Annotated in this window: 19 protein-coding genes and 1 other RNA gene; 13 read left to right on the forward strand and 7 right to left on the reverse strand. The window is 67.0% G+C overall.

Annotated features, from left to right (window positions below; all coding sequences use genetic code 11):
- Nucleotides 1–163: 163 nt before the first annotated feature.
- Nucleotides 164–1,072 (reverse strand): 23S rRNA (adenine(2030)-N(6))-methyltransferase RlmJ, encoded by a 909-nt coding sequence (locus XaplCFBP3123_RS11175; RefSeq protein WP_104534095.1) that lies wholly within the window; start codon nucleotides 1,070–1,072, stop codon nucleotides 164–166.
- A 191-nt stretch (nucleotides 1,073–1,263) separates the two neighbouring features.
- On the opposite strand from XaplCFBP3123_RS11175, the gene creB reads away from it, so the two are divergent.
- The 3 genes from creB to creC are packed head-to-tail and all read left to right on the forward strand — an operon-like array spanning nucleotide 1,264 to nucleotide 3,609.
- Complete coding sequence (gene creB, locus XaplCFBP3123_RS11180) at nucleotides 1,264–1,968, forward strand: two-component system response regulator CreB (RefSeq protein WP_172453208.1); 705 nt, start codon at nucleotides 1,264–1,266, stop codon at nucleotides 1,966–1,968.
- A gap of 2 nt (nucleotides 1,969–1,970) precedes the next feature.
- A complete protein-coding gene (locus tag XaplCFBP3123_RS11185) occupies nucleotides 1,971–2,159 on the forward strand; it encodes a hypothetical protein (RefSeq protein ID WP_104534096.1) in 189 nt (62 codons plus the stop codon).
- A gap of 1 nt (nucleotide 2,160) precedes the next feature.
- On the forward strand, nucleotides 2,161–3,609 hold the full coding sequence (gene creC, locus XaplCFBP3123_RS11190; RefSeq protein WP_104534097.1) for a two-component system sensor histidine kinase CreC: 1,449 nt from the start codon (nucleotides 2,161–2,163) through the stop codon (nucleotides 3,607–3,609).
- Between the two features lie 4 nt (nucleotides 3,610–3,613).
- Here the strand turns inward: creC and XaplCFBP3123_RS11195 are convergent.
- Together XaplCFBP3123_RS11195 and XaplCFBP3123_RS11200 are read right to left on the reverse strand one after the other, a co-directional pair.
- Nucleotides 3,614–3,689, reverse strand: a non-coding RNA gene (locus XaplCFBP3123_RS11195) — sX9 sRNA.
- A 197-nt stretch (nucleotides 3,690–3,886) separates the two neighbouring features.
- The gene (locus XaplCFBP3123_RS11200; protein ID WP_104534098.1) at nucleotides 3,887–4,699 is read right to left on the reverse strand and encodes a C1 family peptidase; all 813 of its coding nucleotides are present in this window, start codon (nucleotides 4,697–4,699) and stop codon (nucleotides 3,887–3,889) included.
- Between the two features lie 438 nt (nucleotides 4,700–5,137).
- Between XaplCFBP3123_RS11200 and creD the strand changes: the two genes are divergently transcribed.
- The 7 genes from creD (at nucleotide 5,138) to XaplCFBP3123_RS11235 (ending at nucleotide 11,683) form a co-directional block, all read left to right on the forward strand.
- Nucleotides 5,138–6,457: a cell envelope integrity protein CreD gene (gene creD / locus XaplCFBP3123_RS11205; protein WP_104534099.1), complete on the forward strand. Its 1,320-nt coding sequence runs from the start codon at nucleotides 5,138–5,140 to the stop codon at nucleotides 6,455–6,457.
- 7 nt (nucleotides 6,458–6,464) lie between these two features.
- A complete protein-coding gene (locus XaplCFBP3123_RS11210) occupies nucleotides 6,465–6,887 on the forward strand; it encodes a hypothetical protein (protein WP_104534100.1) in 423 nt (140 codons plus the stop codon).
- Entirely contained in the window at nucleotides 6,884–7,534 is a 651-nt protein-coding gene (locus tag XaplCFBP3123_RS11215) for a GNAT family N-acetyltransferase (RefSeq protein WP_172453233.1), read from the forward strand. Before XaplCFBP3123_RS11210 ends, XaplCFBP3123_RS11215 begins: the two co-directional genes overlap by 4 nt.
- Nucleotides 7,535–7,592: 58 nt before the next feature.
- On the forward strand, nucleotides 7,593–8,477 hold the full coding sequence (locus XaplCFBP3123_RS11220) for a carbon-nitrogen hydrolase family protein (protein ID WP_104534101.1): 885 nt from the start codon (nucleotides 7,593–7,595) through the stop codon (nucleotides 8,475–8,477).
- 135 nt (nucleotides 8,478–8,612) lie between these two features.
- A complete protein-coding gene (locus XaplCFBP3123_RS11225) occupies nucleotides 8,613–9,704 on the forward strand; it encodes a DUF3616 domain-containing protein (protein WP_104534102.1) in 1,092 nt (363 codons plus the stop codon).
- A gap of 65 nt (nucleotides 9,705–9,769) precedes the next feature.
- Nucleotides 9,770–11,173: a glutamate--tRNA ligase gene (gene gltX / locus XaplCFBP3123_RS11230; RefSeq protein ID WP_104534103.1), complete on the forward strand. Its 1,404-nt coding sequence runs from the start codon at nucleotides 9,770–9,772 to the stop codon at nucleotides 11,171–11,173.
- A gap of 15 nt (nucleotides 11,174–11,188) precedes the next feature.
- Nucleotides 11,189–11,683, forward strand: a complete 495-nt coding sequence (locus tag XaplCFBP3123_RS11235; RefSeq protein ID WP_104534104.1) for a transcriptional repressor — start codon at nucleotides 11,189–11,191, stop codon at nucleotides 11,681–11,683.
- A 281-nt stretch (nucleotides 11,684–11,964) separates the two neighbouring features.
- Here the strand turns inward: XaplCFBP3123_RS11235 and XaplCFBP3123_RS11240 are convergent, their stop codons facing one another.
- Nucleotides 11,965–12,873 carry an AraC family transcriptional regulator gene (locus tag XaplCFBP3123_RS11240; RefSeq protein WP_104534105.1) on the reverse strand — a complete coding sequence of 303 codons (909 nt, stop codon included), beginning with the start codon at nucleotides 12,871–12,873 and terminating at the stop codon, nucleotides 11,965–11,967.
- Between the two features lie 143 nt (nucleotides 12,874–13,016).
- On the opposite strand from XaplCFBP3123_RS11240, the gene XaplCFBP3123_RS11245 reads away from it, so the two are divergent.
- Nucleotides 13,017–13,220, forward strand: coding sequence for a hypothetical protein (locus tag XaplCFBP3123_RS11245; protein ID WP_104534106.1), 204 nt, complete (start codon nucleotides 13,017–13,019; stop codon nucleotides 13,218–13,220).
- Between the two features lie 697 nt (nucleotides 13,221–13,917).
- Here XaplCFBP3123_RS11245 and XaplCFBP3123_RS11255 read toward each other — a convergent pair.
- Nucleotides 13,918–14,832: a LysR family transcriptional regulator gene (locus XaplCFBP3123_RS11255; RefSeq protein WP_104534107.1), complete on the reverse strand. Its 915-nt coding sequence runs from the start codon at nucleotides 14,830–14,832 to the stop codon at nucleotides 13,918–13,920.
- A 100-nt stretch (nucleotides 14,833–14,932) separates the two neighbouring features.
- Here XaplCFBP3123_RS11255 and XaplCFBP3123_RS11260 point away from each other — a divergent pair, with 100 nt between their 5' ends.
- Nucleotides 14,933–16,141: an MFS transporter gene (locus XaplCFBP3123_RS11260; RefSeq protein WP_104534108.1), complete on the forward strand. Its 1,209-nt coding sequence runs from the start codon at nucleotides 14,933–14,935 to the stop codon at nucleotides 16,139–16,141.
- 155 nt (nucleotides 16,142–16,296) lie between these two features.
- A complete protein-coding gene (locus XaplCFBP3123_RS11265; RefSeq protein ID WP_104534109.1) occupies nucleotides 16,297–17,328 on the forward strand; it encodes an aldo/keto reductase in 1,032 nt (343 codons plus the stop codon).
- 110 nt (nucleotides 17,329–17,438) lie between these two features.
- Here the strand turns inward: XaplCFBP3123_RS11265 and XaplCFBP3123_RS11270 are convergent, their stop codons facing one another.
- Nucleotides 17,439–18,035, reverse strand: coding sequence for a hypothetical protein (locus tag XaplCFBP3123_RS11270; protein WP_104534110.1), 597 nt, complete (start codon nucleotides 18,033–18,035; stop codon nucleotides 17,439–17,441).
- A gap of 1 nt (nucleotide 18,036) precedes the next feature.
- The gene (locus XaplCFBP3123_RS11275) at nucleotides 18,037–19,863 is read right to left on the reverse strand and encodes a S8 family serine peptidase (protein ID WP_429001624.1); all 1,827 of its coding nucleotides are present in this window, start codon (nucleotides 19,861–19,863) and stop codon (nucleotides 18,037–18,039) included.
- Nucleotides 19,864–19,895 lie beyond the last annotated feature (32 nt).

Raw genomic sequence — 19,895 nt, forward strand, 5'->3', positions numbered from 1 at the left:
TCTGGCACCCGCCCGGGGCACGACCGTGAATGAATCCGGTGCGCCGCTGGTGGCCGTCGGGGGTGGCAGTGCTTCCCTGACCACTGTACCGAGCGATACTGTGATCCAGTCGTGAGTATGCAACCGCGTTCGCGAGCGCGAGCAGGCGCCTGGTACCGATGACTCAGGCGTCCTGGCGCAGCCACTCCAGCCGGGTCGAGGCACCGGCCTCGCCGAGATGCTGTTTCAGCACCGGTAGCGCGGGCGCCAGCACCTGGTCGAACTGCCACGGCGCATTGACGATCAGCAGCCCGCTGCCGGTCAGGCGCAGCGGCGAGTCGTCCGGGCGCACCTGCAGCTCGGCCACCAGCACCGACTTGGCCGGCAGCGTTGCGGCCTTGCGCATGAACGGTTGCAGGCTGCGGCGCAGCTTGATCGGGTACCACACCATGCAGATCGCCTGCGGCCAGCGCGCCAGGGTCTCGCGCACACTGTGGATGACCTGCGGGTACTCGGCTTCTTGGGATTCGTACGGCGGGTCGATCAGCACCAGCCCGCGGCCGATCTTGGTCTCGCCCGCGCGCGGCGGCACGAAGGCGCGAATCGCCTCGTAGCCATCGCCGGCATGCACGCGCACGCGGCTGTCCCTGACGAACAGGCGCTTGAGCGCCTCGGCCTCTTCCGGCTGTAATTCGCAGAACGCCATGCGGTCCTGCTCGCGCAGCGCCTGCGCCGCCAGCAGCGGCGAGCCGGGGTAGTGGTTGATCTGGATGCCGGCGGTGGGGCGCGCCGGCTTCTGGCCGGGCGTGGCCGGGCGGGCGACGGCGTGATTGTCGGCCTGCACCGCGCGCAGATAGCGTTCGACCACCTCGGGCAGGGTCGACTCGGCCATCAGCCGCATCACCCCGGCATCGGCCTCGTTGGTCTTGCGGCTCTCTTCGCCGCCGAGCTGGTAGCGGCCGCGCCCGGCATGGGTGTCGAGCACGAAGAACGGGGTGTCCTTGCGCTTGAGGGTGTCGATCAGCGCCAGCAAGGCGATGTGCTTGAGCACGTCGGCATGGTTGCCGGCATGGAAGGCGTGGCGATAGTTCATCGGGGAAGTGTAGAGGGTGCGCGCCAGCTTTGCGCTGCGCGGCGAGGGCGGTGGCGCTGGCGGTGCTGTGCATGGGAGGCGTGGCAGGATCGTTGACGGCAGCATCGCGCAGGCCCGTGCGAGCTGCCGCCGGCGGCAGTGCGCACCGCGCACGGCATCGCACCTGCTATTGGGTGCGTCGGCATGCGGCTATGCTGCGCGCCATGTCCGACTCTCCCGCCCGCGTGCTTGTCGTCGAAGACGAAGCCGCCATTGCCGATACCGTGCTGTACGCGCTGCGCAGCGAAGGCTACGCGCCCGAGCATTGCCTGCTGGGACGCGACGCGTTGGCGCGGCTGCGTGCCGACCCGGCCGATGTGGTGGTGCTGGACGTGGGTTTGCCGGACATCAACGGCTTCGAGGTGTGCCGCACGCTGCGCAGCTTCAGCGAGGTGCCGGTGATCTTCCTGACCGCGCGCAACGACGAGATCGACCGCGTGCTCGGCCTGGAACTGGGCGCCGACGACTACATGGCCAAGCCGTTCTCCCCGCGCGAGCTGGTGGCGCGGGTGCGCGCACGGCTGCGTCGTCGCAACCAGGCCGCCGTGGCGGAGCCGGGCTGGCAGCCGCATGGCGCGTTTGCGATCGATCGCGAGGGCAGCCGAATCCGCTACGGCGATGCGCTGCTGCCGCTGACCCGCTACGAGTACGCGCTGCTGTCGGCGCTGTTGCAGCGCCCCGGCGCGATCCTCAGCCGCGCGCAGCTGATGGACCGCGGCTGGGACGCCAGTGCCGACAGTGCCGACCGCACCGTGGACACCCATATCAAGACGCTGCGCGGCAAGTTGCGCCAGGCCGGCGTGCCGGCCGACCCGATCCGCACCCATCGTGGCCTCGGCTACGCGCTGGAGGTGTAGGCATGGCCACAGGCCGCCATCGCCACGAGCGCGCAGCCGCCAGGCCGGCAAGGCCGCTGCCCGGAAGCGGGGTGCCCCACGTGCGTGCCGAGGCCGTTGCGCGGCACGCGCATCTACCTGCCGCTTGGGCGCTGCAGGGCGTGGGCTATGTCAGCCATGCGCACTGCGGCCTGATCAAGGCCCAGACCTGAGATGCGGCTCGGTCTCAAGCTGTTCCTGGGTTTTTTTCTGATCGTCGGGCTGGCCGCGTTCTTCGTGATGCGCGTGTTCGTCAACGAGGTCAAGCCGGGCGTGCGCCAGGCGATGGAATCCACGCTGGTGGATGCGGCCAATGTGCTGGCGGAAATGGCCAGCGGCGAGCTGGCCGCCGGCACCATCGCCAGCGGCAGCTTCGCGCGCAACGTAGCGCAGGCGCAGCGGCGCGACCCCAAGGCACGGGTATGGCGGTTCCGCAAGAACGATGTGGCGTACCGCGTCACCGTGACCGACGCGCGCGGCGTGGTGGTGTTCGACTCGCTGGGCCGCGACGTCGGCCGCGACAACTCGCGCTGGAACGATGTCTATCGCACCTTGCGCGGCGAATATGGCGCGCGCTCCAGCCCCGAGGTCGATGGCGACCCGACCGCCACGGTGATGCATGTGGCCGCGCCGATCTACGCGCCAAATGACCCGGGCAAGTTGATCGGCGTGCTGACGCTGGCGCAGCCCAATCGCAGCATCGACCCGTTTATCGAGGCCAGCCAGCGCAATATCCTGCAGCGCGGGGCCTGGTTGATCGGCATTTCCGCGCTGATCGGCATCCTGATGACCTGGTGGCTGATGCGCGGGATCGGCCGGCTCAATCGCTACGCGCAGGCGGTGAGCGCGGGCGTTCCGGTGCCGCCGCCCAAACCGCGCGGCGATGAAATCGGCGACCTGGGCCAGGCGCTGGAACGCATGCGGCGCAAGCTGGAAGGCAAGGCCTACGTGGAGCAGTACGTGCAGTCGCTGACGCACGAGATGAAAAGCCCGCTGGCGGCAATCCGCGGGGCGTCCGAACTGTTGAGCGAGCCACTGCCGGAAGCCGATCGCCAGCACTTTGTCGCCAGCATCCGCGCGCAGGAGCTGCGCCTGACCGAAACCATCGACAAGCTGCTGGTGCTGGCTGAGGTGGAACAGCACGGCTGGTTGCAGACGCGCGAGCGCATCGCGGTGGCCGGCCTGCTGCAGGCCGCCGTGGATGCAGTGCTGCCACGCGCGGCAGCGGCCGGCGTACGGCTGGAAAGCGATGCCGCCTCCGACACGTCGCGCGAGCAACACGTGCTGGGCGATGGATTCCTGCTGCGCCAGGCGCTGATCAACCTGCTGGAAAATGCCGTCGCGTTTTCACCGCAAGGCAGCACCATCCAGTTGCGAGCGCAGGTGCTGAAGGGGCAGGCGCAGCTGGTGGTGGAGGATCGCGGCAGCGGCGTGCCGGATTACGCACTGGAACGGGTGTTCGAGCGTTTCTATTCGCTGGCCCGCCCGCAGACCGGACAACGCAGCTCCGGCCTCGGCCTGCCGTTCGTGCGCGAAGTCGCGCGTCTGCATGGCGGCGAGGCCACGCTGGGCAATCGCGAGGGTGGCGGTGCGATCGCGACCCTGCGCCTGCCCATCGGCTAAGCGCGGCTAACAAAACGTAGCGAGCAGTCGTCAGGTGGGTGCGGACGGCGCGGAGCAACCGGAGTGTACGAGTGGTACGCGCAGACTCCGCGCGCCGTCCGCGCCCGCTTGCCGGCTACGCAGTAGGTTTGTTGGCGGCTCTGAACCGCGTTGCATGCCATGTGTGCCCAAGCCGGCGGCCGATGGCGGTGGCATCGCGGTGGCACGCAAGCGGCATGCGCCAGGGCAGATGCCGCATCCGTGTCAGCCGCGCCTCACCTTGCGCAGCCGCTGTGTGCTAGTGCACCACGTCGGCCCCGATGACGTCCTTGGCGACCACCGACCACGACAGCTTGCCAAAGCCCTTGTTGCCCCACTCGGTGCCCCAGCTGTTTTCGACGATCAGCCCTTCACTGTCGTAGCCCAGCGCGATCACCGCATGCCCGCCCAGGATCGGCGTCTTGGTGTCGTAGTCGACCTGGTTTTTCGGCGTAAGGTCTTCGAAACCCTGGCGGACATAGAAGCCGATGGCCACCGGCGTGGACGAGGCCAGCGCAAGTTTGATCTGTTCGATCAGGGCCCGCCCGCCATTGCCGTTGCCCGAGTACAGCACGGTGTACTTGCGGTATGGCGTGGGATTCTTGGCAGCGTTGGCGCGGTCGGCTGCGGTGGGTGGGTTCTTCCAGTTGTAGTTGCCCCACGAGTAATGCTGCTCGGTGTCGATGCCTTGGGCCAGCGCGACGTCCAGCGGCGCTTCCAGCGTGGAGCCCTCATCGACGCCACCGTTGACCTGGCTGTAGAGATACATCGGGGCGAAGCGGAGTTGCGCCTGCTTGTTGGCGTTGGCATACCAACCGGTCAGGGTGTGGGCGGTTGCCCATGACGCACATGACCCCACCTGGCCCTGGTCGCCCGGGGTGATTGCCCAGGCAGTCAGGTCGACCGTGGCGGGCAGGGGTTTGGCGGCGCTCGCAATGCCGAACAACGGAGTGACCGGCTGCATCAATGACGAGGGTTTCAGGCCCATCCCGTGCATTGCCGCCTGTGCGGCGGCGGAGGACAGGCTCAGGGCAGCAAGCAGGCAGAGGGTGAGCGAACGGTGCTTGTTCATGAGAGGCAAACTCCAGGCGAGAGAGGAATGCAGTCGTGCGCGCTTCTGGAACCACGGCCGGCAAGCACGCATACGTGTGCGACACCGCCGATGCGGCGCGCGTAACGCTGAATGAGGACGCCGCGGAACCACGGAACTGCAACGCCATGGTCAAAACAGACTCGAAAAAAGCAATGGCCCCGTCATGCGCGACTGCACTCGCATCGTTGCGCCTGGCGGCGAAGCGCGCGGCGATGATGCGAAACGTTGGCGATGAAACGGAACCATGTCCTGGGCCGTCGTTGCATTTTTGCGGTGCGAAACCCGCATTTCCTAACTGGGTCACAGTGCCGGTCGCCAATGCTGCCGATCGCCCACTTCACATTCGCTTCAAATTCGCCTCAAACCCCCGACACCGGCGCACCGCACCCTGGCCACCTCCCAGACTGAGGATGGTCGATGAAATCCCTGAAACTGTTATTGCGCTTCGCCACCATTGGTGGATTGATCCTGTTGCTGCTGATTCCGTTGCTGTTGATCCGTGGCACCGTGCAGGACCGTGCGCGTTACCGCGACGAGGCGGTGGAGCGGGTGGCGCAGAGCAAGGCCGGCGAGCAGCAGTTCATCGCGCCGGTGCGGGTGCTGCCGTTTACCGAGGACGTGCAGGTCACCGAGCCCGACGAGCAGGGCAACCCGCGCAAGGTCTGGCGCAAGCGCGACGGCCAGTTGCTGCAGGCTCCGCGCACGCTCACCCTGAGCGGCGAACTGACCCCGTCCGAGCGCAAGATCGGCCTGTTCCGCGTGCAGGTGTATGCGTGGAAGGCCAGGCTCAAGGCCGAGTTCGACCCGTTCGATTATCCGGCCGTGGATGGTCGCCGCTATGGTCGGCCGCATCTGGCGGTGGGCATTTCCGATGTGCGTGGCCTGGTCGGCACGCCGAGCCTGCAGGTGGATGGCCGCAGCTTGCCGCTGGAGAGCGGGGCCGGCGGTCTGGCGGCGCGCTCGGCCGGTATCCATGCCGATCTGCAGCCGCTGGACGATGCGCTGGCCGGCAAGCTGGGCGATGGCAACCTGGTGGAGATGTCCTTCCTGCTGGACGGCACCCGCAGCCTGGCGATCGCACCGATTGCCGACAATAACGACATCGCGCTGCGCTCGGCCTGGCCGCATCCGCTGTTCGGCGGGCGCTTCCTGCCGAATGCGCCGACGATCGGCGCACGCGGTTTCGATGCGAGCTGGTCGTTGTCGTCGCTGGCCACCGGTGCGCAGGCGCAGCTGCAGTCCAGCCAGCCGGCGCTGGATACGCTGGAAGTGCGGCTGGTCGACCCGGTGGACGTGTATACCCAGGCGGACCGGGCCAGCAAGTACGGCATCCTGTTCGTGGTGCTGACCTTTGTGGCGTTCGTGTTGTTCGAGTTGATCAAGCGTCTGCCGATCCATCCCCTGCAGTACCTGCTGGTGGGTCTGGCGCTGGCGATCTTCTTCCTGCTGCTGCTGAGCCTTTCCGAGCACATCGCGTTCTGGCAGGCGTATCTGGTCTCGGCCGCGGCGTGTATCGGCCTGCAGTTCTTCTATCTGTCCGGGGTGTTGCGCAGCTGGGTGCGTGCAGCCGGGTTCTCGGCGATGCTCACTGCGTTGTACGGGGTGCTCTACAGCCTGTTGATCTCCGAAGACAACTCGCTGCTGATGGGATCGCTGCTGCTGTTCGGCATCCTGGCCAGCATCATGTGGGTGACCCGCAAGCTCGATTGGTACGAGCTTGGCAACAGCCTGCGCTGAGGCCGGCATGCGCGCTCACGCACAGCTGTACCGGCGGGCGCAGCGTTTGCTGCCCGCCGGGATCGACACGGTGGCGCTGCTTCCCGCAGCGCTGCCGCAGCATTGGGAAGCTTCGCCGTTGTCGGCCTTGCCCTTGCGCCGCGACGGACGCCGCGGGGTGATCGGCCTGCGTCTGCATGCGGTCACCGTGCAGGCACTGCGTCTGGGTGGCAACGGATTCCTGCAGGCGGTACAGCGGCAGGACGCGGCGGCAGACAGCGCGCGTCAGCGTCGATACGGGCCGTGGCAGCGGTTGGGCAGCGGCGGCTATTGGGCGCGCAGCACCGATGCACTGCTCGGTGTGCTGCTGGCCACCGAGGAGGCGGCTGTGTGGTTGTTGTGGCAGCAGCCTGCGGCCGCGGCCGCGGTCAACGGCAGCTGGCTGCGCTGACCCACGGCAGCGCAGCTGCGCCAGGCTGGCTTACCATGGCCGGCATGAGCGGCTCCTCCCTGATCGTCGAAACGGTGCGCGGCACGCAGGTGCTGCCGCATCTGGATGCGGTGGCGCGGCTGCGGATCGAGGTGTTCCGCGCCTGGCCGTATCTGTACGAAGGCGATGCCGATTACGAACGCGGGTATCTGGCCGCGTACGCGGCCTCGCCGGACAGCGTGTTCGTGCTGGCATGCGATGGCGATGCGGTGATCGGCGCCTCCACCGGGCTGCCGCTGCTCGACGACAGCGATGCCTTCCAGGCGCCGTTTCGCGCGGCCGGCATCGACCCGGCCGGGGTGTTCTATTTCGGCGAATCGGTGTTGTTGCCGGCGTATCGCGGGCAAGGCATCGGCCACGCCTTCTTCGACCGGCGCGAAGCGCACGCACGTGCAGTGGGGCGCTTCGCGCTGACGGCGTTCTGCTCGGTGCAGCGTGCGCCGGAGGATCCGCGCATGCCGGCCGATTACCGGGCCAACGACGTGTTCTGGCGCAAGCGTGGCTATGCACCGCAACCGGGCATGTGCGTGCAGTTGGCGTGGGCAGAGTTGCATCGTGGTGAGATCGACCACAGCTTGAGTGTGTGGACGCGGACGCTGTCGGGGTGACTGCCAACGACCTTAGCGCCGCCTTGCTCCTTCCGATCCATCGCAACCAGGCCGCCAGATGAAAATCGCCGTCGCCAAATATCCGATCGGCAAACCAGCCGACTTTGCCGCCTTCGCCGCACGCCAATCGGCACTGGTGGGCGAGGCGGCCGCCGCCGGCGCACGCGTGCTGGTATTGCCCGAGTATCTGGCGCTGGAGCTGGGCGCGACCTTCGGCACGCAGGTTTCTGCCGGTTTGCCCGAGTCGCTGGCGGCGATCCAGACGCTGCGTGCGCCGTGGCTGGAGTTGTTTGCCGGCCTGGCACGCCGGCACCAGCTGCATCTGATTGCCGGCAGCTTTCTGCTGGACCTGGGCCAGGGCCGTTACCGCAATCGCAGCGACTTGTTCACGCCCGACGGCCGGCACGGCTGGCAGGACAAGCTGCAATTGACCGGCTTCGAAAAGGCCACCGGGCTGATCGAGCCGGGTGAGGCGCTGAAGGTGTTCGACCTGGACGGCGTGCGCGCGGCGATCGCGATCTGCTACGACAGCGAGTTCCCGCTGCCGGTGCGCGCGCAGTACGAGGCCGGCGCGCGGCTGTTGATCGTGCCCAGTTGCACCGACACCGCCGCCGGGGCGATGCGGGTGCGCGTCGGCTGCCTGGCGCGCGCGCTGGAAAACCGCGTGTTCGTCGCGCAATCGGTCACTGCCGGTCAAGCGCCGTGGAGCCCGGCGCTGGACGTCAATACCGGCGAAGCGGCGGTGTTCGCACCGATGGACGTCGGCTTCCCGGCCGATGGCGTGCTGGCGCAGACCCAGGGCAATACCGTGTGGGCGTATGCGGAGCTGGACTTCGCCGCCTTCGAGGCCAGTCGCGCGCAGGCGCAGGTCGCCAACGATCGCGATTGGGTCGGTCAATCGGGCGCTCACCTTGCGCGTGCCAGGCTGGCCACGTTCGACTGACAGAGCGCGGCCAACCACTGCGCGCAGCGTCAGGCGAGCGCAGTCGGTGCCCGCGACCAATCGCGCCACGCTTACGCTCCGAGATTTCCGCGCCATCCCACAACGTTCGTTATTCGCACCCTCCACCAGGTTCCCATGACCAAGAAAACCCTGATTCCGCACAGCGTCCGTCTCGAATTCGCGCCCGGCGCGCTGGTGCACAGCAATCTGTCCGGGGCGGCCTTCACCGACGACTGGCTGTGGGTGGCCGGCGATGAGGCCTGCGCGGTGGATCGCCTGCGCAAGCTCGACCCCGTGCGGCGCGAGACGCTGCGCTTCGGCCAGGGGCAGAGCTTTGCGCTGGCCGAGTTGCTGGATCTGCCCGGCGAGGCGGACGAAGAGGCGGATCTGGAAGGCATGGCGCTGTCGGACGGCTTGCTGTGGGTGATCGGCTCGCATGGGCTCAAGCGCAAGAACGCCAAGCGCAGTCGCGACGATGCCGAAAACGCCAAACGCCTGACCAAGCTCAAGCTCGACGCCAATCGCCGCCTGCTGGCCTGCCTGCCGATCGAGCGCGATGCCGACGGCACGCCACGACTGGTGCGCGAAGCCGCCGACGGCCGTCGTGCGTTGCGCCTAAAGGGCGATGCCAAACACAACCAGCTCACCGACCTGCTGGCCGACGACCCGCACTTCGGCCCATTCCTGAAGATCCCCGGCAAGGACAACGGTTTCGATATCGAAGGCATCGTGGTGGACGGCGAGCGCCTGCTGCTGGGCCTGCGCGGGCCGGTGCTGCGCGGCTGGTCGGCGCTGCTGGAGATCCGGGTCCAGGCGCATGGCGACCACCTGCGGCTGGTGCCGCTGGACGAAGACGGCTCGCTGCTGCGCAAGCACTTCCTGCAATTGGGCGGGCTGGGCGTCCGCGACCTGCATTACTCCGGCGACGACCTGTACCTGCTGGCCGGCCCGACCATGGTGCTGAACGGCGAAATCCGCCTGTTCAAATGGCCGGGCGCGCGCACCGTGCTGGCCGCCAACCAGGCGCCGGTGCGCTTTCAGCACGCGCTGCTGGAATCGGCGGTGTTGCCGCACGGCACCGACAGCGACCGCGCCGAGGCGATCTGCAATCTTCCCAGGCACCTGGCCGGCGACACACCCAGCTGGCTGGTGCTGTACGACGCGCCCGGCCCGGCGCGCAGCGGCGGCGATGGCGTGGTCTACGGCGACCTGTTGCGCAACCGCTGAGCCGCGCGGGCAGGTCTGCGCTGGTCAAGGTAAAATCGGCCGATCCCCGTTCCGCCGAGCGCTCCATGACCTGCCGCACCCGTTTTGCCCCCAGCCCCACCGGTTACCTGCACATCGGCGGCGCCCGCACCGCCCTGTATTGCTGGCTGGAGGCGCGCCGTCGCGGCGGGCAGTTCGTGCTGCGCATCGAGGACACCGACCGTGAGCGCAGCACCCAGGCCGCGATCGACGCCATCCTGGAGGCGATGGACTGGCTGGGCCTGGACTATGACGAAGGCCCGATCTACCAGACCCAGCGCGTGGCCCGCTACCAGGAGGTGGCCGAGCAGCTGCTGGCGCAGGGCAAGGCCTATTACGCCTACGAAACCCGCGAAGAGCTCGACGCCATGCGCGAGGCCGCCATGGCCAGGCAGGAAAAGCCGCGCTACAACGGTGCCGCCCGCGAGCAGAACCTGCCGTACCGCGACGACCCCAACCGGGTCATCCGCTTCAAGAACCCGGTCGGCGGCACGGTGGTGTTCGACGACCTGATCAAGGGCGTCATCGAGATCGCCAACAGCGAGCTCGACGACATGGTGATCTTCCGCCCGGACGGCTTCCCCACCTACAACTTCGCGGTGGTGGTGGACGACTGGGACATGGGCATCACCGAGGTGATCCGTGGCGACGACCACATCAACAACACCCCGCGCCAGATCAACATCTACCAGGCGCTGGGCGCGCCGGTGCCGAAGTTCGCGCACATGCCGATGATCCTGGACGAACAGGGCGCCAAGCTGTCCAAGCGCACCGGCGCGGCCGACGTGATGCAGTACAGGGACGCCGGCTATCTGCCGCATGCGCTGATCAACTACCTGGCGCGCTTGGGCTGGTCGCATGGCGACCAGGAATTGTTCGGTCGGCAGGAATTGCTCGACCTGTTCGACGTCAAGGACGTCAACTCCAAGGCCGCGCGGCTGGACATGGCCAAGCTGGGCTGGGTCAACCAGCATTACCTCAAGACCGACGACCCGGCCAGTATCGCCCCGCAGCTGGAATACCAGCTCGCCAGGCTCGGCATCGATGTCGCCGCCGGCCCGGCCGCCGCCGACGTGGTGGTGGCGCTGCGCGAGCGCGTGCAGACCTTGAAGGACATGGCCGAAAAAGCCGTGGTCTGGTACCGGCCGCTGGAAACCTACGACGAGGCGGCAGTGATGAAGCACCTCAAGCTGGGCGCAGAGGTGCCGCTGGGCAAGGCACGCGAACTGCTGGCCGGCGTCAGCGAATGGAGCGTGGAGAACGTCTCGGCCGCGCTGCACGACGCTGCCGCCGCGCTGGAGCTGGGCATGGGCAAGGTGGCCCAGCCGCTGCGCGTGGCCATCACCGGCACCCAGGTCAGCCCGGACATTTCGCAGACCGTGTACCTGGCCGGACGCGAGGGCGCCTTGAAACGCATCGATGCGGCACTCATCAAGATAGGGGCGGGCTGACCGCCGGAGCCTGTGATGAACACCAACGAATATGCCTGCACTGCACCGCATCACCATGTCGACGACGCCAACGGCTTCGTGCGTGCGGTGGAGCGCGCCTGCAGCGAGCGCGGCCTGCGGCTGACGCCGATCCGCGCCAATGTGCTGCGGCTGATCGCCGACGCCTGCAAGCCGGTCAAGGCCTACGAACTGCTGGACTGGGTGCGCGAAGGCAAGGGCGTCGGCGCCGACGCTCCGCCCACGGTGTACCGCGCGCTGGACTTCCTGATGGCCAACGGCTTCGTGCACAAGCTCGAATCGGTCAACGCCTTTGTTGCCTGCCATCACCCCAACAGCGCCCAGCACTCGGTCCCGTTCCTGATCTGCGACCGCTGCCACAGCGCGGTGGAGCTGGAAGACCGCGAGGTGGTGGCGCAACTGGAAGCGCGCGCCAAGGCGCTGGGTTTCCAGCCGCAGGCGCAGACCCTGGAAGTGCATGGCCTGTGCGCCAAGTGTGCGGTGGGGGAGTGACGATCGCCGGCGAAACAGGCGATTTACCGCTCCTGCGGCAATAGACATATGCAGCAATCCGCCGCTGGTGGATGTGCTTCTGCTACACGATGCAACGCTTCGAACGACACACTTGCGGAAGTACCCAGAAGTACCCAGCAAGCGCGGAAGCGCATCGGCTGGCGGCTGATCGCCCGTTCGGTGCTCAAGCGATGCGGATGCGTGGAGTCATCGCTGCCATCGCCACGTCGCATGGCAGATTGCAGTGCGCGTGACAGCGCTCCAGCGCGCACGGGCAAGGGTTACGCCGCTTCTGTCGCATCCTGAGCATTGGCGCGCAGCCGTTGCGCATCACGTGCGGGCGGCGCGCCGAGAATGCGCGCATAGTCGCGATTGAACTGCGATGCGCTCTCATAGCCGACACGGAAGCCGGCATCGGCGGCGTTCAGCGCCTCGGCCAGCATCAGTCGACGCGCCTCGCGCACGCGCAGATGCGAGCGATATTCCAGCGGCGTCATCGAGGTGACCGCCTTGAAATGCGCATGAAAGGTGGAACGACTCATTGCCGACAGATCGGCGATCTGCTCGATGCTGAAGCGCTGTGCGTAGTGCTCGCGCAACCACACGATGGCCTTGGAAATCTGGTTGAGCCGGCTGTCGGCGATGGCCATCTGGCGCACCACTGCATTGGCCGGATCGGCCATCAGGCGATAGAGCACTTCGCGCAGGACCAGCGGCGCCAGCGCGGCGATCTCCTGCGGTTGGTCGAGCAGGCGTGCCAGCCGCACTGCAGCGTCCTGCAATGGCGGGGTACTGCGATTGAGCAATAAGCCGGCCTGCGCCGCATCGCGCTGCGGCTCGACCAGCTCCGGGTGGCTGACGGCCAGGTCGCTCAGCACCGCGGTGTCAAGATCCAGGCAGAAACACAGATACGGCTGCGCGGCGCTGGCCTCGATCACCGAACCGACGATCGGCAGATCCACCGAGGCCACCAGATACATCTGCGGGTGATAGAGATACGCCGCCGCACCCAGCATCGCCTGCTTGCAGCCTTGCGCCACCAGGCACAGCATCGGCGTATAGACCGTGGGCACCGGCACGGTCGGCGAGACGCTGCGCATGATCTGCAACCCGGCAATCCGGGTGGCGTGCATGCCGTCGCCTTGGGCGTGGCGCAGCAGGATGTCGGTCATCTCGGTCAATGCGGACATGCAGGACTCGGCAGTGGCGCAAGGCGGCTTGGCCGCGATGCCGTCGATCGTACAAGACCGGATGTCATGGGCCCGCCAGGATCTGATAGGGCGCTCACGCGCGCGCCGTATCATAAGCGTCTGTTTCCGTGATCGTCTCGCCCATGCCCGCAAAACGTTCGACCATCCCCGCACCGACGAGCCCCGCCGGCTGGAAGGCGCTCGAAGCTGCCGCCACGGCCGAGCTTGCGCGTCGCACAGCGCAAGCGCATCAGCAGATCCTGGGATTATTGAACACGCATGGACATCTGCTCAGCGAGGCGCAGCGGCGCGGCTTGCACAAGCGCTTACTGCGTGCGGGGCGCTAGGAGCGCCAACAAAACCCTCTGACGTTGTAGCGATGGCTACAACGTATGACCACAAGCGCGGCATTGATCGGTGAGTCGAGCGCGCGGTGCCCTCACCACTTGCGGGACACGCCGTGAATCCGTCCGTGGAGGCTCCGTGGCGGCATCCATGCCGCCAAGGGTCCCGCAACCGGCGAGGGCACCGCAACAGAAAGTTGGTCGGTTGTCGCATGAAGTGCCTATTATCGCGCGACGTATGTTCGCCATTGGGCCGGGCCGGCACATCACTATCCAAAATGCACATCACGCACTGCTCATGCCCATGCACACCGACCATCCCGACTGGTTGTCGCTCGACGTGCATCGAACGTTGAGCCGGCGCATCGGCATCAAACGATGCGCATCACGTACTGCTCTTACGCTGTGCACACCGACCATCCCGACAGGTCCTTGCCCGTCCACCGTCGCAGGACCTTGAGCGGCATGGATGCCGCGCCAGAGCCTTATCTGTTCGGATTCTGGCAGTTTAGGCGTCGAGAGCCGGCGTGTCCTGCTATGGTGGGCGGGCGAGGACCATGCAGTAAAGCCACAGATCACCCGCTCTACAGCTGATCCATCCGCAAAGCCGTAGATTGGCTGCTCTCCAAGACGTCACGTCGCAGCCACGCATCGCTCCGCGTCCAGCCAGCATCGGCCGACGCAAGCGCCAAGCTTGCGTTCAAGCGCCAAGCTCCCACGGCGGCACTTCGCCCAGACGTTCCAGCAGAAAATCCACGAACGCCCGCACGCGCGGCGGCTGCAGCTGGCGCGCGGGCATCACCGCGTTGATCTGCGAGGTCGGCGGCGGGTAATCGGGGAGCACCTCGACCAACCGGCCGTTGCGCAGTTCTTCGGCGATATGCCAGTACGAATGCAACGCGATGCCTTGGCCGGCGACGGCCGCATCGCGGATCAACTCACCGAAATTGCTTTCGAAGCGGCTCTGCATGCGCACGCGCACCAGGCCGCCTTCCGGCGTCTGCAAAGGCCATACGTCCTGGCGGCCGTCGCGGCCCATCAGCAGCACCCCGGCATGCCCAGCCAGGTCGTCCGGCGTGCGCGGGGTGCCATGGCGCTGCAGATAGTCTGGCGAGGCGGCGAGAGTGCGGCGGTTGTCGGCGATGCGCCGCGCCACCAGCCCGGAGTCGTCCAGCGGCCCGATGCGGATCGCCAGATCGAAGCCTTGCCTGACCAGGTCCACCAGATCGTCGCTCAGATGCGCGCGGATGCGCACGCGCGGATGGCGGGCCTGGAATTCCGGCAGCAACGGCGAGACGTACTGCCGCCCGAACGAGGCCGACATGGTCATGCGCAGGATGCCGCCGACCGCGTGTGCGCTCTCGCGCAGATCGTCGGCCAGGGCATCCAGATCCTGCACCAGCACGCGGCCGCGCTCGGCCAGGCGCTGGCCTTCGGGGGTGGGGTGCAGCCGGCGCGTGGTCCGATGCAGCAGGCGCACGCCCAGATCGCGTTCCAGCCGCTTCAGGCGCTGGCTGGCGACCGCCACCGAAAGGTCCAGGCTGCGCGCACCTGCGGTGATCGAGCCCAGATCGAGTACGCGCAGGAACAGGGCGATATCGCCGAGGCGGTCGATACGATTCTCAATGATTGGTTGATAGTGAATCAGGATAGCAGGGGTTTTTGCTTAAGACTCCGGGGCGCAGGCTGTGCGTCGTCTTCCCTGGTCCATACCCATGTCCGCTTCGGCGCGTTCCTCCCGCTTTCCGCCAGCGCTGCTGGCGCTGACCATCGGTGCCTTCGGCATCGGCACCACCGAGTTCGTGATCATGGGCCTGCTGCAGCAGGTGGCCACCGATCTGGGCGTGTCGCTCAGCGCTGCCGGCCTGCTGATCAGCGGCTATGCACTGGGCGTGTTCGTCGGGGCGCCGGTGCTGACGCTGGCCAGTGCGCGGTTGCCGCGCAAGGCGGTGCTGGTGGGGCTGATGGCGATCTTCACCCTGGGCAACATGGCCTGCGCACTGGCGCCGGACTACACCAGCCTGATGGTCGCGCGGGTGCTGACCTCGCTGGCGCACGGCACCTTCTTCGGCGTGGGCGCGGTGGTGGCGACTTCGCTGGTCGCGGCCGAGCGCCGCGCGTCGGCGATCTCGCTGATGTTTGCCGGGCTGACCGTGGCGACCCTGCTGGGGGTGCCGGCCGGCGCCTGGCTGGGCCTGCAGCTGGGCTGGCGGGCGACGTTCTGGGCGGTCGCGGCCATCGGCGTGCTGGCCACGGCCGCGGTGGCGCTGTGGGTGCCGGCTGCCGCAGGCGCGGCCGCGCCGGTGTCATGGCGGCAGGAAGTGGCGGTGCTGGGGCGCGGGCAGGTGTTGCTGGCCCTGGCGATGACGGTGCTGGGCTATGCCGGCGTGTTCGCGGTGTTCACCTATATCCAGCCGCTGCTGCTGGACGTGACCGGTTTCGCGCAGACGGCGGTGTCGCCGGTGTTCCTGGTCTTCGGCATCGGCATGATCGTGGGCAATCTGCTGGGCGGGCGTCTGGCCGACCGGCGCCCCACCGCCGCCCTGCTGGGCAGCCTGGCGGCATTGGTGGTGGTGCTCGCTGCGATGGGTCTGGCCCTGCACAACAAGACGGCGATGGTGGCATTCGTCGGGCTGCTGGGCGTGGCCGCCTTCGCCACCGTGGCGCCGCTGCAGTTGCGCGTGCTCGAGCATGCAGGCGGTGCCGGGCAGAGCCTGGCCTCCAGTCTCAATATCGCCGCGTTCAATCTGGGCAATGCCGTGGGCGCCTGGCTGGGCGGTGTGGTGATCGCCACGCACGCCGGCCTGGTCGCCACGCCGTGGGCCGCCGCGCTTTTGAGTGGGCTCGGCCTGGGGATTGCGTTGTGGAGCGTGCAACTGCAGCGCCGGCGTGCGGTGCCGGGCGTGTGCGCGCAGGCGGGTTGATTCGTTTTTCAAGCGTGCGCGCAGTGGCAGCGCAACCTGCAGACCTGCGCGATTGCGCAGGAGGTCGGCGAGCGGAGCGTGGCGCCTGGTATCGCGCGTGGTCGGATCGACCGACCACGCGCGCGGATTTTCTTTCGGTTTCAAGGAGTATTGCGATGGACACACGTTTTCTCGGCCGTTCCGGTTTCAAGGTGCCGGTGCTCGGTCTGGGGGCCGGTACCTTCGGCGGCAAGGGGCCGCTGTTTTCTGCATGGGGCGATACCGATGTGGCGCAGGCACGGCGCATGATCGATCTGTGCCTGGACGCGGGCCTCAACCTGTTCGACACCGCTGATGTGTATTCCGATGGCGCCTCCGAAGAGATTCTCGGCCAGGCGCTGCAGGGTCGCCGCGATCAGGCGATCCTCTCGACCAAGACCGGTCTGCGGCTGGGCGATGGGCCCAACGACGCGGGCGCCTCGCGCTTCCGCCTGTTGCGTGCGGTGGATGCATCGCTGCGACGCTTGCGCACCGACTATATCGACCTGCTGCAGCTGCATGCCTTCGACGCGATGACGCCGGTGGAAGAAACCCTGTCCACACTCGATGCGCTGGTCCGCGCCGGCAAGGTGCGCTACCTGGGCGCGTCCAATTACGCCGGTTGGCAGCTGATGAAGTCGTTGGCGGTGGCCGACGCGCAGGGCTGGAGCCGCTTTGTCGCCAACCAGACCTATTACTCGCTGGCCGGGCGCGATTACGAATGGGAGCTGATGCCGCTGGGCATCGACCAGGGCGTGGGCGCGGTGGTGTGGAGTCCGCTGGGCTGGGGGCGTCTGACCGGCAAGCTGCGTCGCGGCCAGGCATTGCCCGAACACAGTCGCCTGCACGCTACCGCGGCCGCCGGGCCGGCGATCAGCGACGAACGCCTGTTCGACATCGTCGATGTGCTCGACGCGATTGCCGAAGAGACCGGCCGCAGCGTGCCGCAGATCGCCATCAACTGGCTGCTGCAACGGCCCACCGTGAGCACGGTATTGATCGGCGCACGCGACGAAACGCAGTTGCGCCAGAACCTGGGCGCGGTAGGCTGGTCGCTGACGGCCGAGCAACGCGCGCGCCTGGATGCGGTGAGCGCGGTGGAGCCGCCGTATCCGTATTACCCGTACTGGCGTGGGCACTTTGCCGAACGCAGCCCGGTGCCGGTGTAACGCGGGCTGCGTCGTTGCGCCGTGCTGCCGCCCGATGGCGACAGCACGGCGTGCGTCACCGAAATCGCATCACAACGACGGCATCACAATAGCCGCATCACAAGGCCGCATCACAACGGCCGTGCCGCGTGCGGAATCACCTCGGGCTTGATCGCTCCCACGCCCTGGCTGCCCTGCAACTGTGTGCAGTTGTCCAATGCAGTTGCGACCGAGTCGTAGCCGATCATCGCGCTGCCATCGCTGGCCGATGCATAGATCAACTTGCCGCCAGTGCGCGTTGCCAGTGCACGCGCGATGGCGGGCGTGGTGTCGAACAACTTGATCGAGGCGCCCAGCAACGCCAGCTGGCCGCTGCGCGTTTCCAGCGCTGCCGCGACGGTCGCCGGTGGGTCGGCATGCGTGGCGCGGGATGCCGTACGTGCGGCGCCCGTGCTGTCGAGATAGACCGCGTAGCGATCGAAGCGTGCAAACGGCGCATCCGCGCTGGTGCGCGTGCTTTGCAATGACTGCGTGCCGGCAGCGGCGCGCGCCGCGTCGGCTACCCGTACCACCGCGCCAGGAATCAGCCGGAAACTGGCATGACCCACCACGACGGTTTGTCCGGTCGCCGCAGCGCGCAGACGTGCGCTGTCGATCACTTGTGCCGATGCGGGGACGCAAACGCTTGCTGCAACGACACCCAGCAGGGCGATCAGCGATGTCTTCATGTCAGTGGCCCACCACACGCATTTCGAATTCCTCCAGTTGTTGCTTGCCGTTGTCGGCGAGCATGTCGTCCATCTCCAGGGTCCAGCGCCCGGCCGAGGGCTCGTCCAGGAAGGCATTGCTCGATGTCAGGAACACCACCACGCCTTCGTTGCTGCTGTCGAGCGTGGAAAACGGCGTCATCAGGGTGCTGCGGGTACCGCTGGGCGAGACCAGCACCGCGCGCAGGTTGCGGGGTTCCTTGTGCGTGCCGGCGAAGTACAGCTGCACGCCTTCCACCTTGAAGGATTGGCTGATGTCGATCGTCAATCTTGCGGGTGCGCCGGCACCGCCGATGGTGCTGCTGTTCCCGTCGTAGACCTTCCACCCGGTGTCTTGCATCGCCGGCAGCGAGGTGAAATGCACGGCGCGTTCTACCGCAGCGGCCGCGTCCACCAGGCCGAATCCGTACCAGTTGCTGAAACGGTGGCCGGCTGCGTTGGTGATCCAGCCTGGCTCGATCACGCTGCCGTTGTAGAGCGCCTTCGGTTGTTCGGGGTCGACCTGCACCGCGGTGGTCGCCAGGATGTACTTGACGTCGCGCAGCGTCAGCTGCGGGTTGGCGCTCAGCATCAGGGCCGCAACGCCTGCGACGGTGGGTGCGGAGGCCGAGGTGCCGTTCATGCGTGCGGTGTAATCGCATGAGGCATCGATCGTGGACTTGCTGGTATCCAGCGCATTCTGCATCGCGCGCGCGCGGTCGCGATTGTTGCCGGCTTTGCAGCCGCTCAAATCGGTGGTGACGATGGCCGGCGAATAGAACGGCTGCGGCCCGGTTGCAGCGAGCAGCCCGTACGATGCCTTGAAGGTCTCCGGATGCGGATCGAATCTGCGTTGGAATCCGAATTCGCCAGAGAGCCCGGACACCCACAATGCGGACCCGGGCGATGAGTAACTGGCACGCACTCCGTTGGCGTTGACCGCACCGACCACGATCATGGTCGTCAGGCTGTTGATGTTGTCGATATTCGCACTGCTGCAGGCGACGCCAAGCTGCCGGGTCTGCTCGCTGCAGCGGTCGATGAGCTTGCCCTGTGCATCCACATCGATCAGGGTATTGAAATCATTGCCTGCCGATTTGACGTAGATGCCGCCCTTGCCGCCGCGCTGGGCCTGCATCAGTCTCTCCAGAGAGCGCTGTTCGTCGAGGTCGCTGTATTGATAGACGGTGGCCGAGACGCCGAAGCTGTTGTTGAAGACATCCATCGCCCTGGCTTCCGGCCCGTCGCCCCAGGAGTAGCGGTTGTTGACGTACTGCGTGCTGCCATCGCTGGTGTCACCGGCGTTGAAACCGGCCAGCTTCGCTTCCGGGGCAATGCCGCGCCCGCCGATGCCGTTCCAGCCCCGCGCAGCGATGATGCCGGCCACGGCGGTGCCATGATCGCCGTCGATATCGCTCGCCGGTGGCGTGGGGTCATTGGAACCGTTCAAGAAATTGTGCGAACCGTTGCGCAGGATATTGTCGACAAGATCCGGGTGTGCAATCTCCAGGCCGTTATCGATCACCGCCACGTTGACACCCGCGCCACGGATGCCTTGCGCGTGCAGGATGTCCACGTCCAGGTCCACGCCGGGCAGCAGGCGTCCGTCGCCGAACACCGGCTGGCCTTGATTGAGCAGATGCCATTGGTAGCGGAACAGCGGGTCGTCGCCTTGCGTTTTTTGCCCGGCCGCTGCGCTGACGGCGGGTTGCGCGACTACCCCGTCCGCATTGACGGCACCGGTACACAGACACAGCGCCAGCAGCAGCGCGGACGACAGCGCGCTGCGCTGCGAATGAAAAATCATCATGACGTCTCATCAGAGAGGGGAACTGCGGAGAT

Origin of the sequence: Xanthomonas arboricola pv. populi, from assembly GCF_002939945.1 — a bacterium.
Classification (GTDB): Bacteria; Pseudomonadota; Gammaproteobacteria; order Xanthomonadales; family Xanthomonadaceae; genus Xanthomonas; species Xanthomonas arboricola_A.